The organism is Sphingopyxis sp. C-1 (genome assembly GCF_001047015.1).
Taxonomy (GTDB): Bacteria; Pseudomonadota; Alphaproteobacteria; order Sphingomonadales; family Sphingomonadaceae; genus Sphingopyxis.
The window spans coordinates 113795-135000 of the sequence record NZ_BBRO01000001.1 but is presented as its reverse complement, the minus strand read 5'-3'; the positions used below and the strand labels follow the sequence as shown (position 1 = coordinate 135000).

Annotated in this window: 20 protein-coding genes (1 of these 20 cut by a window edge); 7 read left to right on the top strand and 13 right to left on the bottom strand. The window is 64.4% G+C overall.

The genetic code is table 11. The features are described from left to right. Positions 1-349 carry the 5' portion of a CBS domain-containing protein gene (locus SC1_RS00495; RefSeq protein WP_062183243.1) on the bottom strand. The gene continues 77 nt to the left of window position 1, outside the view, so 349 of the gene's 426 nt are visible here — the first part of the coding sequence; it begins with the start codon at positions 347-349; the stop codon falls past the left edge of the window. Positions 350-473: 124 nt separating this feature from the next. On the opposite strand from SC1_RS00495, the gene SC1_RS00490 reads away from it, so the two are divergent. Next, positions 474-782, top strand: coding sequence for a hypothetical protein (locus tag SC1_RS00490; protein ID WP_062176154.1), 309 nt, complete (start codon positions 474-476; stop codon positions 780-782). After that, positions 772-1161 (top strand): acyl-CoA thioesterase, encoded by a 390-nt coding sequence (locus tag SC1_RS00485; RefSeq protein ID WP_062176151.1) that lies wholly within the window; start codon positions 772-774, stop codon positions 1159-1161. The genes SC1_RS00490 and SC1_RS00485 overlap by 11 nt, the downstream gene beginning before the upstream one ends. A gap of 21 nt (positions 1162-1182) precedes the next feature. Here the strand turns inward: SC1_RS00485 and SC1_RS00480 are convergent, their stop codons facing one another. From SC1_RS00480 to hisS, 6 genes are all read right to left on the bottom strand, one after another. After that, positions 1183-2769 carry a DUF4139 domain-containing protein gene (locus SC1_RS00480; protein WP_062176148.1) on the bottom strand — a complete coding sequence of 529 codons (1587 nt, stop codon included), beginning with the start codon at positions 2767-2769 and terminating at the stop codon, positions 1183-1185. 10 nt (positions 2770-2779) lie between these two features. After that, on the bottom strand, positions 2780-4165 hold the full coding sequence (locus SC1_RS00475; RefSeq protein WP_193749072.1) for a DUF4139 domain-containing protein: 1386 nt from the start codon (positions 4163-4165) through the stop codon (positions 2780-2782). A 76-nt stretch (positions 4166-4241) separates the two neighbouring features. After that, positions 4242-5120, bottom strand: a complete 879-nt coding sequence (locus tag SC1_RS00470) for a DUF4167 domain-containing protein (RefSeq protein WP_062176145.1) — start codon at positions 5118-5120, stop codon at positions 4242-4244. Between the two features lie 235 nt (positions 5121-5355). After that, positions 5356-6180: a peptide chain release factor N(5)-glutamine methyltransferase gene (prmC, locus tag SC1_RS00465; protein ID WP_062176142.1), complete on the bottom strand. Its 825-nt coding sequence runs from the start codon at positions 6178-6180 to the stop codon at positions 5356-5358. Next, positions 6173-7240, bottom strand: coding sequence for a peptide chain release factor 1 (gene prfA, locus SC1_RS00460; protein ID WP_062176139.1), 1068 nt, complete (start codon positions 7238-7240; stop codon positions 6173-6175). The genes prmC and prfA overlap by 8 nt, the downstream gene beginning before the upstream one ends. Next, positions 7240-8487, bottom strand: a complete 1248-nt coding sequence (hisS, locus tag SC1_RS00455) for a histidine--tRNA ligase (RefSeq protein WP_062176136.1) — start codon at positions 8485-8487, stop codon at positions 7240-7242. The genes prfA and hisS overlap by 1 nt, the downstream gene beginning before the upstream one ends. A 95-nt stretch (positions 8488-8582) precedes the next feature. Between hisS and SC1_RS00450 the strand changes: the two genes are divergently transcribed. After that, positions 8583-10517 carry a M61 family metallopeptidase gene (locus tag SC1_RS00450; RefSeq protein ID WP_062176133.1) on the top strand — a complete coding sequence of 645 codons (1935 nt, stop codon included), beginning with the start codon at positions 8583-8585 and terminating at the stop codon, positions 10515-10517. Positions 10518-10557: 40 nt separating this feature from the next. Then, complete coding sequence (ppa, locus tag SC1_RS00445) at positions 10558-11094, top strand: inorganic diphosphatase (RefSeq protein WP_062176131.1); 537 nt, start codon at positions 10558-10560, stop codon at positions 11092-11094. Here ppa and SC1_RS00440 read toward each other — a convergent pair. The 4 genes from SC1_RS00440 to SC1_RS00425 form a co-directional block, all read right to left on the bottom strand. After that, positions 11091-12023, bottom strand: a complete 933-nt coding sequence (locus tag SC1_RS00440; protein ID WP_238586515.1) for a mechanosensitive ion channel family protein — start codon at positions 12021-12023, stop codon at positions 11091-11093. The genes ppa and SC1_RS00440 overlap by 4 nt on opposite strands. Positions 12024-12028: 5 nt before the next feature. Beyond that, a complete protein-coding gene (gene metC, locus SC1_RS00435) occupies positions 12029-13234 on the bottom strand; it encodes a cystathionine beta-lyase (protein WP_062176127.1) in 1206 nt (401 codons plus the stop codon). 69 nt (positions 13235-13303) lie between these two features. Further along, entirely contained in the window at positions 13304-14146 is an 843-nt protein-coding gene (gene sseA / locus SC1_RS00430; protein WP_062176124.1) for a 3-mercaptopyruvate sulfurtransferase, read from the bottom strand. Between the two features lie 187 nt (positions 14147-14333). Further along, positions 14334-15662 carry a hypothetical protein gene (locus tag SC1_RS00425; RefSeq protein WP_062176121.1) on the bottom strand — a complete coding sequence of 443 codons (1329 nt, stop codon included), beginning with the start codon at positions 15660-15662 and terminating at the stop codon, positions 14334-14336. 128 nt (positions 15663-15790) lie between these two features. Here SC1_RS00425 and queF point away from each other — a divergent pair, with 128 nt between their 5' ends. Next, positions 15791-16261 (top strand): preQ(1) synthase, encoded by a 471-nt coding sequence (queF, locus tag SC1_RS00420; RefSeq protein WP_062176118.1) that lies wholly within the window; start codon positions 15791-15793, stop codon positions 16259-16261. 45 nt (positions 16262-16306) lie between these two features. After that, positions 16307-16717 carry a thioesterase family protein gene (locus tag SC1_RS00415; RefSeq protein ID WP_062176115.1) on the top strand — a complete coding sequence of 137 codons (411 nt, stop codon included), beginning with the start codon at positions 16307-16309 and terminating at the stop codon, positions 16715-16717. 28 nt (positions 16718-16745) lie between these two features. Here the strand turns inward: SC1_RS00415 and SC1_RS00410 are convergent, their stop codons facing one another. Both SC1_RS00410 and SC1_RS00405 read right to left on the bottom strand, forming a co-directional pair. Then, positions 16746-16979 carry a hypothetical protein gene (locus tag SC1_RS00410; RefSeq protein ID WP_062176112.1) on the bottom strand — a complete coding sequence of 78 codons (234 nt, stop codon included), beginning with the start codon at positions 16977-16979 and terminating at the stop codon, positions 16746-16748. 113 nt (positions 16980-17092) lie between these two features. Continuing rightward, positions 17093-18379, bottom strand: a complete 1287-nt coding sequence (locus tag SC1_RS00405) for a cytochrome P450 (RefSeq protein WP_062176109.1) — start codon at positions 18377-18379, stop codon at positions 17093-17095. 125 nt (positions 18380-18504) lie between these two features. Between SC1_RS00405 and SC1_RS00400 the strand changes: the two genes are divergently transcribed. Beyond that, complete coding sequence (locus tag SC1_RS00400) at positions 18505-21204, top strand: M1 family metallopeptidase (protein WP_062176106.1); 2700 nt, start codon at positions 18505-18507, stop codon at positions 21202-21204. Positions 21205-21206 lie beyond the last annotated feature (2 nt).

Below are 21206 nucleotides of genomic sequence, written 5' to 3'. Positions count from 1 at the left end.
TCGAAACGAAGCCGGCGATGCGGCCGGCGTCGACCACGGGCAGGTGACGGATACGCTTCTGCGTCATCTGCGAGAGCGCGGCGATCACGGCGGTACTCGAATCGCAGGTCACCGGCGATTTGGTCATCACGTCTTCGAGATTACGGTCGAGTGCGTCCGGGCCATAAGAGGATAGCAGGCGAACGATGTCGCGTTCGGAGAAGATGCCGACGATCTTGTCATTCTCGACCACCGGCACGGCGCCGATCCGGTTCTGTGCCAGAAGATCGACCGCGGACCGCACAGTATCCCCCGGCTGCGCCGATATCACCGCGCCGGTCCGTTCACGAAGAATCGCTCCGATCGTCATAGATGCCGCTCCCGTCTGTTTCTGTTGCGCTACGAACCTAACATGATTCGCGCGCGGGACGAAACGTCGCGGACCGCCGCGATGGCGCTTGGCCGCGAGGTCGGCTTGGTTCATGAAAGCGCCCATGGTCAAACGCTCCCCCCTCGACAATCGCGACACTTCGAACATCGCCTGGGCCCGCTATCGCCGGCTTATGAAGGGCATGGCGATCGTGTCGCTCATCGCCGTGGTCGGCGCGCTCGGCTGGCTTCGCCTTACGATGGGCGAGGCGCTGACCATCCATATGATCATCGCGACCGCGGCCGGCGTTGGCCTGTCGGTGATGCTCGGCGCAGCGCTGATGGGACTCGTCTTCCTGTCGAGCGGCAGCGGCCACGATGAATCGATCGAAGACCCTTTCGAAAACGACCCGGATATGAACAATGACCGATAACAAGCCCGACTGCCCCCGCGACCCGATCCTGCGCGTCGTCCCCCGCCCCGCCGACATCAACGCCAACGGCCATATCTTCGGCGGCTGGGTCTTGAGCCAGATGGATATCGCCGGCGGCATCGTTGCCGGGCGCGAGGCGCAGGGAGCGGTGGCCACCGTCGCGATCGAATCGATGGAATTCATCGCGCCGATCCTGCTGCGCGACATCATCTCCGTCTATGCGACGCTTGAGCGGCGCGGGCGGACGTCGATGGGGATAAGAATCGAAGTAATCGCGACCCGCGACGGCGGGCGCACCGAGGAAAAGGTGACCGGCGGACTGTTCACCTTCGTCGCACTCGACGAAAATCACAGGCCGCGCGCGCTGCCACCGGCCTGAAGCCAAACAGGCGCGGGCGAATCAGTCGCCCTTCAATTTCTGACGGAAGGTCTGGATCAGGCTGTCGTTCGCGGGAACGCGCACGCGCCAGACCCAACTGCTGCCGCGACGCTCCCATCCTTCGGGGGTCGGATCGAGTGCGAAAGGGATCAGCATCTCTACCTCGGCATCGAACGGCCGAGCGTTCGTGAGCGTGACCTGCCAAAGCTTGTAATCAGCATTCGGGTCCGGCTGAACCGCGACCTTATATTGGACGGCGGGGCTGGACCCGATGTCGTAGTCGACGCGTTCGTTCTTCGCCTTGTCGCCGATCGCCGCCTCGCCGACGAGCAGGCGGCGGTCACCGATGGTTTCGAACACCGTCGCCATGCCGGCCGGAAGCGCAAGACCGAGCCCATCCGATTCGCGGTTCTGTGCACGCAATCGCATCATCAGCGGCTGCGGCCGACCGTCACCATAATTGTATAGCGTCGCCGCATAGAGCTGCTCGACCGCAACCTTGTCTTTCGCCAGCAGCGCCACCTGCTTCTGCCCCTTCGCCGACACATCGACGCGAAACGGGATGCGATAGAATTTGAGGTCGCCCAGATCCTCCGCCGGAGGTGGCGGCGGCGCGGGCGGCGGCGGCGGTGGTGGAGGCGGCGGAGCCATCGCCATCGCGCGGCGGTCGCGGCGGCTCGCAGTCACGACGACTTCCTCCGCTGCGATCCCGTCAAAATTCTGCTCGACTTCGATGATCGGCGGCAGTTCCCAAAGCGGGTGCGTGCTCGTGATATCCATCGGCCAGCATTTGAGGACGAGCGATCCCGGCGTACTGCGCGGCAGGGGTGGGCTGTACATCTTGTTCAGCCGTCCCGCGATCACATTGAGCTGGGCACCCGGAAAGCTCGTCACCCCGCCATTCGCGACGGTGATCCAGCCGGTCAGGCCCAGCGTCTTTCCGTCGGTGCCACGGTCAGCGACATAGTTGGCGGCCCAATCGAACCCCTCGGCGAGATAGAGCAATTGCACCTTCATGGTGCGAGCCGCCTTGCTCTCGACCACCACCGACAAGGTCGGCTTGGCCGAGAGGTCTTTCGGCACGCGCGAATAGAGCATCCGTTCGGGCAAACCCGAGCAGGCAAGCGCCTCCACCCCTGCCGCGGTCTGAACAATCACCCCGCCATTCGGGCCCGACTGAATCACTGCCTCCTGTTCGACCACCTTTCCGGTCGCAAGGCTGGTGCGCCGCAGGGTGACGCTACGCTTCAGATAGGCATCGACGAGACCCGCGGGTGACAGCAACCGCGCGTCGCGATTCTTTTCGATGACGCCGTCGGGCAGTCCGCTCACTACCGCGGTTTCGGGAAGCAATCCTTCTGCCACGCCTTCGAAGCGCAGCACCGAGTTTCCTGCGGGTAAGGTGACGGTGCGCGTTTCTGTGATGAAGGCGAAACCCTGCGGCCAGTTCGGATCAATCGCGCCGCTGCCGCGTCCCGGGGCGCGATAGACGGTGACCGCGCTATCGTCGATTTTCGCCGACACGACCACCGGCGCCGAAGCCTGGGCAAACACGGGCGTCGGCGCGAGCAGAGCCGCGACCCACAGCAGCAGCGGCCAGGCCCGCATCGCGCAGATATCAGTAACGCGAATCGAATGTGACGGTCAGGTCGACCTTGCCGTTGGCTGGCACGGGCACCTGCCATTCCATGCGGTCGGCCGAAATACGCTCGCCCTTCAGGCTTTCGTCGCTAATCCGGACGTCACCATAAAGCCCATCCTGCGCGAGGAGCACCGTCACCGGCGCCGACCGTGCATTGCTGACCGTATATTTCATTTTGGTCACCCAGCGCGAATCACCCTTGCGCGTGCGCGACACGACGGTCGGCTGGACTTTCACATCGAACGCGTCGCCGGTGCGCAACGACATCGCCGATCCCATTGGGGTATGGTCGATGCGATTCTCGCCGATAAACTGCGGATCGCCGCGCGCGTCACGCATATAGACGCGAATCGTCCCCGCCGGCAGCTGGTCGCCTAGACCGCCCTGCCGCGAGGTCGAGAAACGCAGCACACTCGCGGTGCTGACAGGCTCGTTGTTGCTGCCGAGCCAGCGATTGACATATTCATAGGTCGATCGCGCTGGTGCGCCCTTCACGTCGAGGAAGCTCACTTGCTTCTGCTGCGCGTTGGCGATCGTCGTGCGCTGGGCGAGCGGATAGAGATAATAGTCGCCGAGCCGCTCGCGATCATTCGATTCGGTCCCGGCCGAATCCATCGCACCCGACATCTGGCGGAAGCCGCCACCCCCGCCGGGATTGCCCGCGACAAGCAAGGTGCGCGCATTATTGAATGTCGTGCCGGTGCTGTTCGTCAGCGTCACCCAACCCTGAATATCCATCGCGCCCTTTGCGGCATCGAACAGCGCGACATAGTCGGCGGTCCAACCAAGGTTCGGGGTGAGATAGGAAAGCCGCGCCGGTACGGTGCCGGCATTGGCGGCATCGACCGTCACCGACAGCGTCGGCCGCGCACGCAGATTCGGCGGCAGCCGGTCGAACACCGCGCGTACCGGCAGGCCGTCATCGCGCAGTACCTCGATCCGCTCGCCGATCTGGAGAACGATGCCCCCGTTCGCCGCCAGCACCTTCGCGCGCTCGGTGCGTTCGGCACCAGTCGCTGGGTTGGTTCGAACGAGCGTGATCGACTGGCCGACCGCCTTGTCCATCAGCTTGTCGGGGGTAAGCAGGTCGAAATCGAAATTCTGTTCGACGATGCCGATGCCGGGGCCGGAGAGCGTGACCGTCTCGGGACGGATGCGCGCCGATACGTCGGGGAACTCGATGCGGTTGCGGCCGGCGGCGACACTCAGCTGACGGTCGTCCTGCACCAGCGACTGGCCGTTATTATATATGGTGACCGCGACATCGCCCTGCGCGTTACCGGTCGCGGCATCCTGCGCGAGAGCCGGAAGCGCCGATCCGCCGACGGCCAGCGGAAGACAGGCCATTGCCAAGATGCGCATAAAAAACCTCCCCGCGAGTAATCCCGCGGGGAGGCTATGTCATGCGAATCGGAAAAACCAGCGTGAAATCGCCAGCTTATTCGGCGGCTTCGACGTCCGAGTTCCGGGCAGCGAGCGTGCGGCGCGTACGGCGCGGCTTGGCGGCGGGCGCTTCGACCTCGACTTCAGCTTCGCTTTCGGCGGCGCGTTCGGGACGACCGATCGCGGGCGGCAACACTGCGGTGTCGATCCCCGCATTGCCATTGTCGGCGTTGTCGTCCTGACGCGGACGGCGGGCCGGGCGACGCGCCGGACGCGGAGCCGGCTCCTGCTCGGCCGCCTCTTCGCGCGCGGGCGCTTCGTTGCGATCATTGCGTTCGTCGCGCACTTCTTCGTCGTCGCGAACCCGCGCCGGGCGGCTGCGCGACTGCTGGCGGTTGCCGCGATTGTCATCGTCGCGGTCGCCGCGCGGTTCGCGATTGCCGCGGTTCTCGCGATTGTTGTCGCGCTGGCCGCGGTCGTTGCGTTCGCCGCGATCGCTGCGCTCGCCGCCGCGGTCATCGCCATTATCGGAGTCGTCGCGGCCATTGTCGGCTTCGAAATCGGTATCGTCGTGGCCGTCGAAATCCTCGACGCCGCGAATTTCGCGACCGCGGTCGTTGCTGCGTTCTTGGCCGTTCGCCGCAGCCTTTTCTTCCTGCCGGGCACGGAAGTCGCTCACGACGCGGAAATAATGGTCGGCGAACTGCAGATAATATTCGGTCTGGACCCGGTCGCCGGCAAGCTGCGCGTCGCGCGCGAGATTGCGGTATTTCTCGATCATCTGGGCGCCGTTGCCGCGCGCCCGGCTGTCGATGCGGTTGGCCTGGTCGACCCCACCACGACCGCCCGACTGCGAGCGGTTGTTGTTGTTGCTGTTATTGTTGCGGCCGCGACGGCGACCGCTCTGGCGGTTGTTCATGTTCAACTGAGACATCCTGATAAGCTAATAAGCTACGCCAACCCCTTTTGGCCGACCGCGCCGTTGCGCGTCGTGCCCGCGCTTCTCACGCGGTTCTTGCCCTTCTACCGCTTGCGCCGGGCCCTTGGCCCCGCACCAGCATCGTAAGTGGGAAGCAGACCAGTCGGACCAATCAAGGTACCCGTACCGGGTCTGTAAGCCGCCCCTATCGTGCTTTGCGGCGGAAACCAAGTAAATTCTTGCGCGGGGGTCAGGCGCGGGTCAGCAAAAGCGCCCTGTCGCGGCCGCCCAGATCCTGTCTGCAGGCAACCGAAAACCCCGCCGCTTCGGCGAGCTTCCGAACCAACATATGCTGCGTGTGCCCGATTTCAAGAACCGCGAGCCCGCCGGGCGCCAATATCCGGGGCAAATCGGGGATGACCCGCCGATAATCGTCGAGCCCGTCGGCGCCGGCGAACAGCGCGCCCGCAGGCTCATGCGCCACAACGTCAGGCATCAATTGTTCAGAATCGGCAATATAGGGCGGATTGCAGAGGATCAGGTCGAACGCGCCGCTGATCCCTTTGGCCCAGTCCCCGTGTATCAATTCGGTACGATCGTTCATCGCAAGCGCGGAAGCATTTTCGCCGGCGTAGCCCAGCGCCACTTCGCTGGCATCGATACCGACGCCGCGCGCCGCGGGCCACTCGCTCATCGCCGCATATAGAAGCGTTCCGGGCCCGGTCCCGAGATCGAGAATATGGCTGGGGCCCGTGCCGCCAAAATGACGGACCGCCGCCTCGATAAGCGTCTCGCTGTCAGGCCGCGGAATCAGCACGCCCGGGCCGACTTGCAGCCGGATCGTCCAGAAATCGCGGTAGCCGAGGATATAGGCAACGGGCTCATGGGCCATGCGGCGGGCGATCAACGCGCCGAAATCCGCCGGGACATCGTAACGCTCAGGATCGAGCAGCAGCGCCGGCCGTTCGACGCCCAGCGCGTGCGCCATCAGCAATTCGGCATCGAGCCGCGACGTATCGGATACCGCCGCCAGCCGCGCTGCCGCCTCGCGCAGCGCGGCGCCGACGTCAGTCACTCAGCCCCGCAAGCCGCTGCGCCTGATCCTCGGCGATCAGCGCGTCGATCAACTCGTCCATCGCGCCTTCGATGATTTCGGGCAGGCGGTGGAGCGTCAGATTGATGCGGTGGTCGGTCACGCGGCCCTGCGGAAAATTATAGGTGCGGATGCGTTCGGAGCGGTCGCCCGACCCGACCATCGACTTGCGTGCCGACGCTTCGGCGCTGTGGATCTTCTCGCGCTCAAGGTCATAAAGCCGCGCGCGCAGCACCTGCATCGCCTTTGCACGATTCTTGTGCTGGCTGCGCTGGTCCTGCTGAATCACGACGAGGCCGGTCGGGATATGTGTGATGCGGATCGCCGAATCGGTCGTGTTGACGTGTTGCCCACCCGCTCCGCTCGCGCGGTAAATGTCGATCTTGAGGTCGCTGTCGTTGATCGCGACGTCGACCTCTTCAGCCTCAGGCAACACCGCGACGGTCGCGGCGCTGGTGTGGATGCGGCCCTGGCTTTCGGTCGCGGGAACGCGCTGCACGCGATGGACGCCGCTTTCGAACTTCAATTTGGCGAAGACGCCCTGCCCCGTCACCGACGCGACGACTTCCTTATATCCGCCGACCTCTGCCTCGTTTGCCGAGATGACTTCGACCTTCCAGCCCTGCCCGTCGGCATAACGGCTGTACATGCGCAGCAAATCGCCCGCGAACAACGCCGCCTCGTCACCGCCGGTCCCGGCGCGGATTTCGAGCATGGCGGCGCGTTCGTCGGCCACATCCTTGGGCAGCAGCTTGATTGCCAGATCATGCTCGGCAGCGGGCAGAGCTGCCTCGATCGCGTCGATCTCCTCCGCCGCCATTGCCTTCATCTCGGGATCGGCAAGCATTTCGTTCAGCGAGGCGAGCTCACCGCGCAGGCGCACAACCTCGGCCGCCGCCTTGGCAACGGGTTCGAGTTCGGCGAACTCCTTCGACGCGGCAACAAAATCGGCAGGCGCCATGTCGCCCGTCGCCATGCGCGCCTGCAGCGCAGCGTGGCGTTCGATGATGGCGTCGATCTGTCTTTCGGAAACATTAGCCATCAGATTGCGCGGACGACCGCCTCAACCTGCTTTGCGCGGTCGCTGTCGCCGCGAACATTGATGTGCGCCGCACCATCGCGCGTGCCGACCGAAATCAGCGCATGCGCGGGAATTTTCGCGGCCTTGTCGAACCGTTTGCGCGGCGAACCGCTGGCGACGATTTCGGTCGCAAAGCCGCCATTGCGCAGCGCCGCCAGCGCCGTCATCGCCAGCGCGAGCCTGTCATCGTCCTCGACCGCGATCACCGCGTCGAGGCGATTGTCGATCACATCGTCGGCGAGCAGCATCGCGAGCCGTTCGATCCCGCCGGCCCAGCCGACCGCGGGGGTCGGCGGTCCGCCGAGCGTTTCGATCAGCCCGTCATAGCGCCCGCCCCCGATCACCGTGCCCTGCGCGCCGAGCCGGTCGGTGACGAATTCAAACGCGGTGTGGCGATAATAATCGAGCCCGCGCACGAGCCGCGCGTTGCGTTCCCATGCGACGCCCGCGGCATCGAGCCCGGCGGTGACGGCGCCGAAGAAATCCTGCGCTTCGCTCGTCAGATAGGCGTCGATGTCGGGCGCGCTGTCGGCGAGCGGGCGGTCCTTTGGATCCTTGCTGTCGAGAATGCGCAGCGGATTTTTGTCGAGCCGCGCGAGGCTGTCTTCCGACAGATCACCGCGATGCGCTTCGAAATGATCGACCAGCGCCGCGCGCCAGGCATCGCGGCTTGCGACATCGCCCAGCGTATTGAGTGTCAGCGTCACGCCTTCGGATATGCCCAGTTCCTTCAGGAGCTGGTCGGCGAACACCAGCAACTCGGCATCGGCGAGCGGGCTGTCGCTGCCGATCATCTCGGCATCGAGCTGGTGAAACTGACGATAGCGACCCTTTTGCGGGCGCTCATAACGGAACAGCGGGCCGTGTGTTGCCACTTTCAGCGGTGCGAATTGCTGCCAGCCGTTCGTCACATATGCCCGCGCAATGCCTGCGGTAAATTCGGGACGCAGCGTGATCGACTCGCCGCCACGATCCTCGAACGAATACATTTCCTTCGATACGACATCGGTGGTTTCACCGAGCGAGCGCGCGAACACGGCAGTCGGCTCGATCACCGGCACCTCGACCCGCTTGAAGCCATAGAGGCGGCGCACCCGTTCGAAGGTATCGACGACATGCGCGAACCGGTCGGCGAAATCGCCAAGCATGTCCTGGGTGCCCCGCACAGCTTGCGGGGTCGGATTTTTCGCGCTTTTGTCCTTGCTCATGGGCGGCGCATCTAATGGTTTTTCGTCGAAAGGCAAAGTGCGCTTGCAGAGCCGTCGCTGGACCTCGCCCGCGTTTCGCGGCAGAGGTGCTGCCCATGAAAAAAGCACTGTTCGTCGCAGCGGCGGTCGTCGCCGCACCCGCCGCCGTTTCCCCCGCCATCGCCCAGGACGGCAACAGCCGGCCCCAGCCGGTCGTCCAGCCGCTGACGATCCCGCTGCCCGCCGACAAACCCTATCCGGGCACGATGCAGCTTAAGGTCGACGCGAGCGATTATGCGCGCGGCATCTTTCATGTGCGCCAGACGATCCCGGTGGCGAAGGCGGGCAAGCTGACCCTGCTCTATCCCGAATGGTTGCCCGGCAAGCACGCCCCGCGCGGCGCGATCGCCGAGATGGCAGGCTTCAAGCCGAGTGCCGGGGGCAAGCCGCTGGCCTGGACGCGCCAGCCGACCGACGTCTACGCCTTCGACATCGACGTGCCCGCGGGCGTAAAGAGCGTCGACGTCGCCTTTGACTTCCTGTCCCCGACGCGAACGAGCGAAGGCCGGGTGGTCGTCACCCCCGCGATGATGAACCTGCAATGGGAACAGGTCAGCCTGTACCCCGCGGGCTATTTCACCCGCGGGATTCCCGTGCAGCTCGAAGTCACCCTGCCTGACGGCTGGACCGGTGCGGCGGCGCTCGACGGGGTCAAGGTTTCGGGCAATCGCTACAGCTTCGCTCCGACCAATTACGAGGTACTCGTCGACAGCCCGATGTTTGCCGGAAAATATTTCCGCAAATGGGACCTCGGTAACAAGGTGACGCTGAACGTCGTCGCTGATGAGGCCAAATATCTTGATGCGAGCCCCGACCATATCGCGCGCCACGCGGCATTGGTGTCGGAAGCCGTCGCGCTGTTCGGCGTCCGCCATTTCGATCGCTATGAATTCCTGCTCGCGCTCACCGACGAACTCGGCGGCATCGGGCTTGAACATCATCGCAGCAGCGAGAACAGCCGCAACGTCGACTATTTCACCAAATGGAACGACAATGACAGCGAGCGCGGGCTCCTCCCCCACGAACTCACTCATAGCTGGAACGGCAAATATCGCCGCCCCGACAAGATGTGGACCCCCGACTTCCGTACCCCGATGCAGGACAATCTGTTGTGGGTTTACGAAGGCCAGACGAGCTTTTGGGATCTCGTTCTCGCCGGCCGTTCGGGGATGCAGTCCAAGGAGATGATCCTCGCCGAATGGGCGACGAATGCTGGCAATTACAGCGCCCAGCCGGGGCGCCAGTGGCGCTCGGTCGAAGACACGACGCTCGACCCGATCATCGCGGCGCGCAAACCCAAGCCCTTTGCCAGTTGGTCGCGGAGCGAGGATTATTACAACGAAGGGTCGCTGATGTGGCTCGACGCCGACATGCTGATCCGCCAGGCGACGAACAACGCCAAAAGCCTGGACGATTTCGCACGCGCCTTTTTCGGCGGGCGCGAGGGCGATTGGGGGCAGGACACCTATGATTTCGACGATGTCGTCGCGGCGCTGAACGCCGTCCATCCCTATGATTGGGCGAGCTTCCTGCGCCAACGCATGCAGGAAAGCGGCCAGCCCGCGCCGGTTGGAGGGATCGAGCGCGCGGGATACCGCCTCGTTTGGCGCGACGCGCCCAACGCCTATGATCGTGACCGCATGGCGCAGGCAAAGAATGCCGACCTCACCCATTCGCTGGGCATGACGATCGACAAGGACGGCGTCGCGACCGGCATTTTGTGGGACGGCCCGGCGTTCAAGGCCGACATCGTCAATGGCGCCAAGATCATCGCCGTCGACGGCCTGAGCTATAGTCGCGAGCGGATCGAAACGGCGATTCGCGCGGCTGCCGACGGCAAGACGCCGGTGCGGCTGCTTGTCGAGCGCAGCGGACGCTATCGCAATGTCGATATCGACTATCATGATGGGCTGCGCTGGCCGCATCTCGAAAAAGTCGGGAGTGGCCCCGACTGGTTCGATCCGCTATTGGCGCCGCGCCGCCGACTGTAAAAGATTCGGCGGAGAACAGAACAAAGGACTGACTTCTCCCATGCGCATCGACCTGATTCCCGCCGGCGACAGCCCGCCCGACAGCCTCAACGTCCTGATCGAAGTTCCGATCGGCGGCGAGCCGGTGAAATATGAATTCGACAAGGCGAGCGGCGCATTGTTCGTCGACCGCTTCCTGCACACGCCGATGCGTTACCCCGCCAATTACGGCTTCGTGCCCCACACGCTGGGCGAAGACGGCGATCCGCTCGATGCGCTGGTTGTCGCGCGTTCACCGATCGTCGCAGGCGCGGTCGTGAAATGCCGCCCGATCGGCGTGCTGCTGATGGAAGACGATGCCGGCGGCGACGAAAAGCTGCTGTGCGTCCCCGTCAACAAGACCTTTCCCTATTACGCCGATGTCGCGAGCTACACCGACATGCCGCCGATCGTGCTCCAGCAGATCGAGCATTTCTTCACCCACTATAAGGATCTCGAACCCGGCAAATGGGCGAAGCTCAACGGCTGGGGCGATGTGAACGAAGCGAAGCGCATCATCGTCGAATGCATCGAGCGCGCAAAGAAGACCGGTTTCTAATTCTTGTTTGAGGGCGCCGGATCACCGTCCGGCGCCCCGACAATCCGCACATCCTGCCGCGGATAGGGAATGGCGATCCCGGCTTCCTTGAAGCGATCCCATATGCCGAGGAACACCTCGCCCTGGATGTTGCCTAGCCCCGCCTCGGGATCGGAAATCCAGTAACGAAGCTCGTGCTCGACCGCGCGTTCGCCGAACGCGGTAATCCAAACCGCCGGTTCGGGCTCGTTCAATATACGCGGATTCTCTTTGGCGGTTTCGATAATCAGCCGCTGCGCGAGCCGCAAATCGCAGGCATAGCCCACGGGTATGCGCATCCGCACACGCACTTCGGGACTAGCATAGCTCCAGTTTTCGACGGGCTGCGTCATCAGCAGTTCGTTCGGAATCAAATGCTTCTTGCCGTCGCGGGTCACGACATTGACCGCGCGAACGCCGATCTTGGCGACGCGTCCGACATTGGGCACCCCATTCGCCGCCGCCGTTCCCCCCATGCTGCTGCCATCGCCGACGACAATGATGTCGCCCGGCTTGATCGAACGGTCCATCAGCAGGATGATCCCGGCGATCAGATTGCCGACCGTCTTTTGCAGCCCGAAACCGATCGCGAGGCCCGCAGCGCCCGAGAAGACGGCAAGCGCGGTCAGATCGATGCCCAACAAATCAATGCCGAACAGCATGGCAAAGACGAACAGCGCGATCGCGATCAGCTTTTCGGCGAGCAGCCGCTGCGTCGCGTCGATCTGGGTGTTGCGGCGGAGCAGCCATTTGATCGACCGCAGGATGATTCGCACCGCCAGATAAAGCAGTACCGCGACGACGATCGTCGAGAATAGTCCATAGAGTGACAGTCGGTACGAGCCGACGTCGATGCCGATCGCCTTCAGCGCCTCGATCGTGCGGACGACGCCTTCGGGCAGCGCGTCCATGCCGATCATCCCGCCATCGCGGCAAAGCCGCGTTCGAGGTCGGCGATCAGGTCGGCCGGGTCCTCGAGCCCGACCGACAGGCGGACCAGCGGATCGCGGTCCGTCCATTCCACAGCGGTGCGAATCTCCGCCGGATTGCTCGGGACCACGAGGCTTTCATAGCCGCCCCAGCTAAATCCGATGCCGAAGGCTGAGAGCGCGTCGATGAAGCGGGTTCGGCCGGCATCGTCGCTGCCCTTCAACGTAAAGCCGAACAAGCCGCTGGCACCCGTGAAATCGCGCGCCCAGATGGCGTGGCCGGAATCGCCCGGCAGCGCCGGATGAAGTACCCGTCCGACTTCGGACCGCCCGGCCAGCCAGTTCGCGATCGCGAGGCCATTTTCGCCGTGCCGCGCCAGACGGACATCGAGTGTGCGAAGGCCGCGCAGCATCAGCGCGCAATCGTCGGGCGAGACCGACAGGCCCAGTTGGTAGGCCGCGTGCCGAAGCCGCGGCCATAGTGCCTTGGTGGCAGTCAGCGAGCCCATCATCGCATCGCTGTGTCCGCCGACATATTTGGTCAGGCTCATCGCCGCCACGTCGACACCATGCTCCAGTGCGGGAAATAACAACGGGGTCGCCCATGTATTGTCGAGCATCGTCGTCACACCATGTTCGCGCGCGACGGCGACGATCGCGGGAATATCCTGCATCTCAAAGGTCAGGCTGCCCGGCGATTCGAGGAAGATCAGTTTCGTGTCAGGGGTGATCAGCCCAGCGATGTCGGCGCCGATCGATGGGTCATAATAGGTCGTCGTCACGCCGAATCGCGCGAGCATGCCGTTGCAGAACAGACGCGTCGGCTCATAGGCGCTATCGACCATCAGCAGATGATCGCCGGGCGACAGCAGCGCCAGCAGGCCTGCCGAAATCGCCGCGACCCCTGAGGGATACAGCAAAGTGCCTTCCGCGCCCGGCTCCAGATCGGTCAGCGCATCCGCAAGCGCCCACACCGTCGGGGTGCCGCGCCGGCCGTAATATAGCTTGTCGTGCGTGGCATGGCCGCGCGCCTTGAGGTCGGCGATATTGTCGTAAAGGATCGTCGAGGCGCGCCACAGCGGCGGATTGACGACGCTGCCGCCCAGTCGCGGGTCACCGGTCCATTCGGGCCGGCGGCCGCCCTGCACCAGTTTCGTTGCAGGGCGGAGGCTTTTGTCGTCGCGGTTGTTCATGCCCGTCTTGTTAGCGTGCCGCTCGCCAAAAGCCAGCGGCACGGAAACAGGTTTCGACGGCGAAGAGACTCAGGCTGCGCCGGTCGCCTTGGGCGTCGCCGGATCGGCGCCCCATTCGACCCAGCTGCCGTCATAGACCGCAACATCTTCCTTGCCGAGCAGGTGCGCGCCGAAAGCAACGACGGTCGCGGTCATGCCGCTACCGCAGGTGGTGACGAGCGGTTTGTCGAGATCGACCCCGGCGGCGTCGAATGCCGCTTTCAGCTCGTCGCCCTGTTTCCAGGTGCCGTCGGCGTTGAACAACTGGCTATGCGGCAGGCTGCGCGAACCCGGGATATGACCCGGAGCGACACCTGCGCGCGGATCGCGTTCCTCGCCAGTGAAGCGCGCGGCGGGGCGCGCATCGACGACCTGTTCGGCCGCGCTGTCGACATTCGCCAGCATCTGTTCCTTGGTGCGCACCGCTTTGGCATCGCGCCACACGGTGAAGTGGCGGTGACGGAGCGTCTGTTTGCCCATTTCGAGCGCGCGACCTTCGGCCTTCCACTTGGCAAGGCCGCCATCGAGCAGTGCCACGTCGTGGGCGCCGAACAGTTTCAGCAGCCACCAGGCGCGTGCTGCGCTCTTCAGCGGGCTGTCATCATAAATCACGATACGGCTGCCGTCACCGAGACCCAGCGACTGCATACGGCTCGCGAATTTTTCGGCCGGCGGGGCCATATTGTCGACGGTGTTCGACGCGTCGGTCAGTTCGGCAAGATCCATGAACACCGCGCCGGGAATGTGGCCCGCTTCATATTCGGCGCGTGCGTCGCGCCCTTCATCGGCGAGAAATTTCGTCGCGTCGACGACTCGCAGGTCCGATGCCCCCAATTCGCGTTCCAGCCAGTCGGTTGAGACCAAGGCGTCCATGTCATGCTCCTGTTGCGACCGGTCGGGAACATGTTTGCCTGTCCCTCGCCCGGCCATCCTGCTGTGGCTTCTTGTCTTTCCGGGGGATAGTCAGCCTATGCCCCCACTTGCGCTTTTTCAAGCGTGGTCGATCCTGCCTCAGCCGATGGTGCACCGCAACAAAAAAGCAGTGTCTTTTTGGGTCAAGCTATTGCGCGCGCTTGATCGCCGTCGCACGCGCGCCAGGACGATCGACAGCATAGGTGGGCCGGTCGAGCGGCAGCGGTGCCAGCTTTTCGCTGCCGCTTGTGCCTTGTTCGCGGCCGAGCACAAAACTTCCCGCATTCTGACCGAAAGCCTCTCCCTCGCCATCCCAATGATAAGTGACGTCGAACGCGATGACGGGGACGAGCATCGGCTTGCCGCCGATCATCAGGGGTTCGATCGTAGCGCGGGGCAACATGACCTCTGTCGATAATTCTTCGCCCGCCCCGACGGCAAGCGCCATGTCGTCGCGCAGCACGCTGCCGCCCGCACCGTCGAAGAAGCGGGCAAGCACCGGCTCGGTCATGGCCGACCCCTGATTGAGCGCGATGCGGACCATCAGTCCCGTCGCAGGCGCGGTCCCCTGATTGATCAGGTGGAGGGCGAATCCGACCGCGACATGATCGGCCGCGAAACGGATGCTGCGCACGTCGAGCGCCATCGCGACCACCGCGCGCAGTTCGTCGGCAGCGCGGGTAACGAGCGGGTGCGCGGGGGCGGCCGCAGCCGAGGCAGCGGGCGTTGGCACAGGCGGCTGAACGACGGGACGCGACGTTGCGGGGACCGGCGGCTTCGAAGGCGTTTCCGCTGCCCGAGGCGCCGGGCGCGGGACGATCGGACGCGGAGCTTCTTCGATCGCGTCGAGCGGAACTCCTGCCGGCGCCGCACGGCGGCGCCAATACCAGAATCCGGCGGCGCCCGCCGCGAGCGCGGCCAGCACCCAGGCCCAGATCGGCGTACCCGACGACGGGCTGGCCGGAGCGGCCACGACCGGCGCTGCATCGGCGGAGGCAGGCGTCGCACCCGTCGCAACGGGTACGGGGGGCGCCGCCGTATCGATAGGGGGCAAAGCCGGATTGTCGATCGGAGTCGCCTGCGTCGTGCCGGCGGTGTCGGGCGTCGCCGCGCGCGGTGCCACGATCGCAGGTGTATCGCGCCGCGTCGGTGCGGGAGCAGGCGTCGGGGTCGCGGTGGCTGGCTGCGTCGGAGTTACCCGTGGCGGCGCCACCGGCTGCGTTGGTGTTGGCGCCGGTGCGGGGGTCGGGGTCGGCTGTCCACGCCGTTCGCCGGGCGCGACAGGCGGCAAGCCGTTGTCCGAAGGCCCCTGCACACCCGGGGTCCGGCCGTCATCGGCAGGCGGCGGCAGGCGGAAATCGATCGGGCGTGACGAGGTTCCGGTGTCTTGCGCATGCGCAGGCATCGCTGCCGCCAGCATCGCCGCCGCGAGCGCGACCGTCGCCACCTGTTCTCGCCCGAAGTTACGCACCGTCATCTTGTCCGCGATCCCACACTACACATATCTCGCATGCGCCGCTGAATTGGCGCTGAACCTGGCGGCCTGACATCTCAAGGACAATCGGTCCGGATGACATCGGCCGCGCTGCGCACTAGAGCCTTTCCATGACCGATTCCACCCCTACCCCACTCGCGCCGAAACATCTCGGCCAGTCCAGCGAACTTCCTGCCTCGCCCGAGGCCGCGGTTCTCGACTATGTCCCCAACCCGCGCGCGGGCGAGCTCTATCTCGTCCGCTTCGCCGCGCCCGAGTTCACCTCGCTCTGCCCGGTGACCGGACAACCCGATTTCGCACATCTCGTCATCGATTATGCGCCCGGCGAAACGATCGTCGAATCGAAGAGCCTGAAGCTGTTCCTTGGCAGTTTTCGGAACCATGCGGGCTTTCACGAGGATTGCACTGTCGGCATCGGCCGCCGCCTGTTCGATGAAATGCAGCCTCGCTGGCTGCGCATTGGCGGTTACTGGTATCCGCGTGGCGGCATCCCGATCGATGTCTTCTGGCAATCGAGCGCGCCGCCCGAGGGCTTGTGGCTCCCCGATCAAGCGGTCGCGCCTTATCGCGGGCGGGGATGATTATTCATCTTTCCGTCACAAAATATTGACATTAGTGTCAGCGATATGACCACCGCTTCCCTTCCGCACGACCATGCGATCGCCGTCGGTTCCGACCAGATCGATTTCATGGGTCATGTAAACAACGCTCACTATCTGAGCTGGGTACAGGAAGCGGTGCTGTCGCACTGGCGCCATATCGCGCCGCCCGACGCGGTCGCGGCCCATCTGTGGGTCGCACTGAAGCACGAGATCACGTACCGCCGTCCCGCTTTCCTCGACGATCAGGTCATCGCGACCGTGATCCTGGAAAAAGTGCAGGGCGCACGCGCCTTTTATGAAACGATCATCAAACGCGGCGAAGAGGTATTGGCCGAGGTCAAATCCTCATGGTGCTGCGTCGATGCTGTAACGCTGCGCCCTGCGCGCCTTGCGAGCGAAGTGGTTGCGCGCTTCTTTCCGGATGAAAAGACCTAGCCGGCGATAGTACCGGACAGGCCGGATCTTACGGACTTACCGGGCTATCGCCGTCATCGTCGACTACCAGCCAAATGCCGCCGGCGATAATCGCGAGACCCAACACGATCGCGATCCAGCTCGCACCCTCGAGTTCATTCTCGCCTTCGACGACGCTCGTCGCACGGGCGTCGCCGATCGCGGGTGCGGCCGAAGCGACAACCGGCGATAGCACCATCGAAACCGCGGCGACCGAAATCGCAGTCTTTTTCCATAGCTTCATGACAGACTCCTCCAACAAGGGTCTTGAAACGCAGCCGAAACGGCAATTGTTCCACTCCCCTGCGGAGAAGTCTGCTGTTCCACTCCCCTACGGCGAAGTCTGCCGACGCAGGGCTAGGCCGCCGCGAATCGAATCGGCAGGCGCTTCAACCCGCCGACGAACACCGATTCGACGCGCGCGGGTTCACCCGCCAGTTCGAGGCTTTTGAGGCGCGGCAGCAACTCCTCCATCAATATGCGCATTTCCATGCGCGCGAGATGCTGGCCGAGACAGACATGTGCGCCGAAACCAAAGGCGATCTGCTGGTTCTTTTCACGATCAGGATCGAAAGCAAAAGGATCGCCGAACACGGCCTCGTCGCGGTTGCCCGAGACATAGTTGAGCATCAGCCAGTCGCCCTCGCGAATCGTCTGCCCGCCGATCTCGACGTCCTCTTTGGCGCTGCGCATGAAATGCTGGACCGGAGTCGTCCAGCGGATCGCCTCTTCGATCAGCCCGGCCTTGTCGCTGTCGGCGGCGCGAAAACGTTCGAACAGCGCCGGGTTCTTCGCCAGTTCCATGATCGCACCCGCGGTCGAAGCACTTGTCGTGTCATGCCCCGCCGTCGCGATGATCATATAATAGCCGGCAAGTTCGCGGTCGGGGATCTGTTCGCCGCCGACCATGGCGTTTGCGATGACCGTAGCGATATCCTCGCGAGGATTTGCGCGGCGGTCGGCGGTCAGCGCGCCGAAGTAATTTTCGAAATCGGCGATGACATAATGAAGCATCGCGATCGCCTGCTCCGCACTGGTGATCGCCTCCCTGCTCCGGTTCAGTTCGGGGTCGGTGGGACCGAATAGCTGCTGCGTCAGCATCAGCATGCGCGGTTCGTCCTCACGCGGGACGCCCAATATGTCCATGATGACGCGCAGCGGATAATGCGCCGCGACATCGCGCGCGAAGTCGGTCTCCGCGCCGGCCTCCAGCATAAGATCGACGGTCTCGCGCGCCAGTTGACGGATCCGGTCTTCGACGATCTTCAGATTCTTGGGCATGAACCAGCTCTGCGTCAGCAGCCGGTATTTCATATGATCGGGCGCATCCATCTGTACCAGCGAGCGAATCAGATGCCCGTCATTGTTCGGGGTCGCGGCGCGCGCCAACGCCTCGCCGTCGCGGTTGGTCAGCACGGTCGGGCGTATGCCGTTCGCAAAACGCTGAGGATCGCGGCTGATCGCCATGATGTCGGCGTGCCGCGTCACGAGCCAGAAAGGATCGTGATCGCTATTCTCGGCGACCGCAAGCGGCGCATTCGCACGCGCCCATGCGAGCTGCTCGTGCAGTGGATCCCATTGGCCGTATGCGACGGGGTCGACGACGGCGGCGGCTACCTCTCCAGGCAATATAGGTTTTGTCATGCAACCAAAGCTGCCTCATCGCGTGCCGTCTGTCGAGCCCGGACGACCGCCTGCCGAAAGGGGGCGTCGAGGGCGTCCCGCTTGGGACTAGCCGGGGCCGCAAAATCATACCGGGGATCGCAACAATGACACTCTCGACTCGCCATTTTCTCGTTGCCGCCGTCTCGTCGCTCGGCCTTGCCGCCTGCGCCGCGCAGCCGGGGGTCGAATCGCCCAGGCCCACCGCCACGACGCCCGCACTCACGGGCGCGCCGCTCGATACGAGCGTGCCGAGCCAGCTGCCGCGCATCGCACGGCCCGTGCATTATGACATCAGCGTTGTCCCCGACGCGAAGGCGCTGACCTTTACCGGCGAAGCGGGAATCGATCTTGAACTCTATGCTCCCTCGGCGACGTTGACGCTGAACGCGCTCGACCTGACCTTCGCCGGCGCAAGCCTGACCGGCGCCGACGGCAAGGCGATCCCGCTGACCGTCGCCACCGACGCCGCCGCGCAGACGGCCAGCTTTACAGCGGCCGAGCCGCTCGCACCCGGCAAATACCGCCTGACCGCCAGCTATACCGGTACGATCAACACGCAAGCGAACGGCCTTTTCGCGCTCGATTATCCCGACAAGGCCACGGGCAATGAAGTGCGCGGGCTGTTCACCCAGTTCGAGGCGCCCGATGCGCGGCGCTTCGTCCCGAGCTTTGACGAGCCTAGCTACAAGGCGACTTTCACTCTGTCGGCGACCGTCCCGGAGGGCGATCTGGCCGTCAGCAACATGCCCGTGGCGAGCGAAGCGCCAGTCCAAGGCGGCAAAAAGAAGGTGACATTCGAAATCTCGCCCAAAATGTCGTCCTACCTTCTCTTTTTCGCGACCGGGAATTTCGAACGGCTCGCCGCGAAGAGCGAGAGCGGCGCCGAAGTCGGCATCGTCTCGCCCAAGGGATCGGGCGAGCAGGCGCGTTTCGCGCTCGACAGCCTCGGCCCGCTGCTCGGCTATTACAGCGACTATTTCGGCCAGCCCTATCCGCTCCCCAAGCTCGACAATGTCGCGGGGCCCGGCCAGTCGCAATTTTTCGGCGCGATGGAAAATTGGGGCGCGATCTTCACCTTCGAGCGCATCCTGCTCGACGATCCGAAGATCACCAGCGAAGCGACGCGCCAGCAAATCTATACGACGCAGGCGCATGAGGTCGCGCATCAATGGTTCGGCGACCTCGTCACGATGGCGTGGTGGGACGACCTTTGGCTCAACGAAGGCTTCGCAAGCTGGATGGAAACCAAGGCGAGCGACCATTTCCACCCCGACTGGCAGCCGCTGCTCGACCGCGTCGGCGGCCGCGAAGGTGCGATGGCGCTCGACGCCTTTGCGACGACCCACCCGATCGTCCAGACGATCCGGACCGTAGAGGATACCAATCAGGCGTTCGACGCGATCACATACCAAAAGGGCGAGGCGGTGATCACGATGCTCGAAGCCTATGCAGGCGAGAATGTGTGGCGCGGTGGGCTGCGGAGCTACATGGCGAAGCATAAATATGCGAACACGCGGACCGACGATCTGTGGAATGCGGTGGAGGCGGCGGGCGCGAAAGGGCTGACCGCGATCGCGCATGATTTCACGAGCCAGGCGGGTATCCCGCTGCTCCGCGTCGGCGGCGTGACCTGCGCCGGTGGCAACACGACCGTCCAACTGACGCAGGGCGAATTCGCGCGCGACCGCAAGGACAGTATCGATGCCCAAGGCCGCCGCTGGCAGGTGCCCGTGCTCGCGCGTTCCGGCAATGGTGCGATCGCGCGGCAGGTGATCGCCGGCGGGATGGGCACGTTGACGCTGCCCGGCTGCGGTCCGGTGCTGATCAACGCGGGTCAGGCCGGCTATTATCGCACCCTCTATTCGCCCGCCGCGCTCCAGGCGCTCCGCGGCGATTTCGCCAAGCTGGCGCCGATCGACCAGCTCGGGCTGCTCGGCGACAATTTCGCGCTCGCCTATGCGGGCTACCAACCGATGGGCGCCGCGCTCGACCTGCTCGCGGCGGCACCCAGCGACGCGAACCCGAAACTGCTCGGCGACGTCGCGGGGCGCTACGCCGCGCTATACGGTTATTTCGACGACCAGCCGGCGGTACGGAAACAGATTGCGGCACGCGGCACCGCAGCCCTCGCCCGGGCGATGCAGCGCCTTGGGTTCGACGCGCGGGCGGGCGAACCCGCACTCGACAGCATCCTTCGTTCCGAACTGCTCGGCGCGCTCGGGACGTTGGGCGATGCAAAAGTGCTGGCGGAAGCACGCCGCCGCTTCGCGCTGCTGGACGGCAATCCCGCGGCGCTCGACGGCCCGCTGAAATCGCGCTGGCTCGACATTGTCGCGGCGAACGCGAGCGACGCCGAATGGACGAAGCTGCGCGCCTTGGCGAAGGGATCGAAATCGGCGGTCGAGCGCAGCGCCTTCTATACCTTCCTCGGCAATGCAAAGGACGCGACGCTGGCGAAGCGCGCGCTCGACCTCGCGCTGACCGACGAGCCCGGCAAGACGGTCAGCGCCTCGATCATCGGTGCCGTCGCCAGAAATCACCCCGAACAGGCGGTCGATTTCGCACAGGCCAACCAGGCCGCCGTCGACCGGCTGATCGACGCTTCGGCACGGGCGCGTTTCCTTGCCGGGCTGGCGGCCTCGTCGAACGATCCGGCGATGATCGCAAAGCTCGAGCGGATCGCGGCCCCGCTGCCCGCCGATGTGCGCAAACCCTATGACAAGACGCTGGCGTCCTTGAAGGAACGCAGCGTCAGCCGTCCGCGCATCAAGGGTGAAATCGCAGGCTGGCTGAAGACGAAATAGCG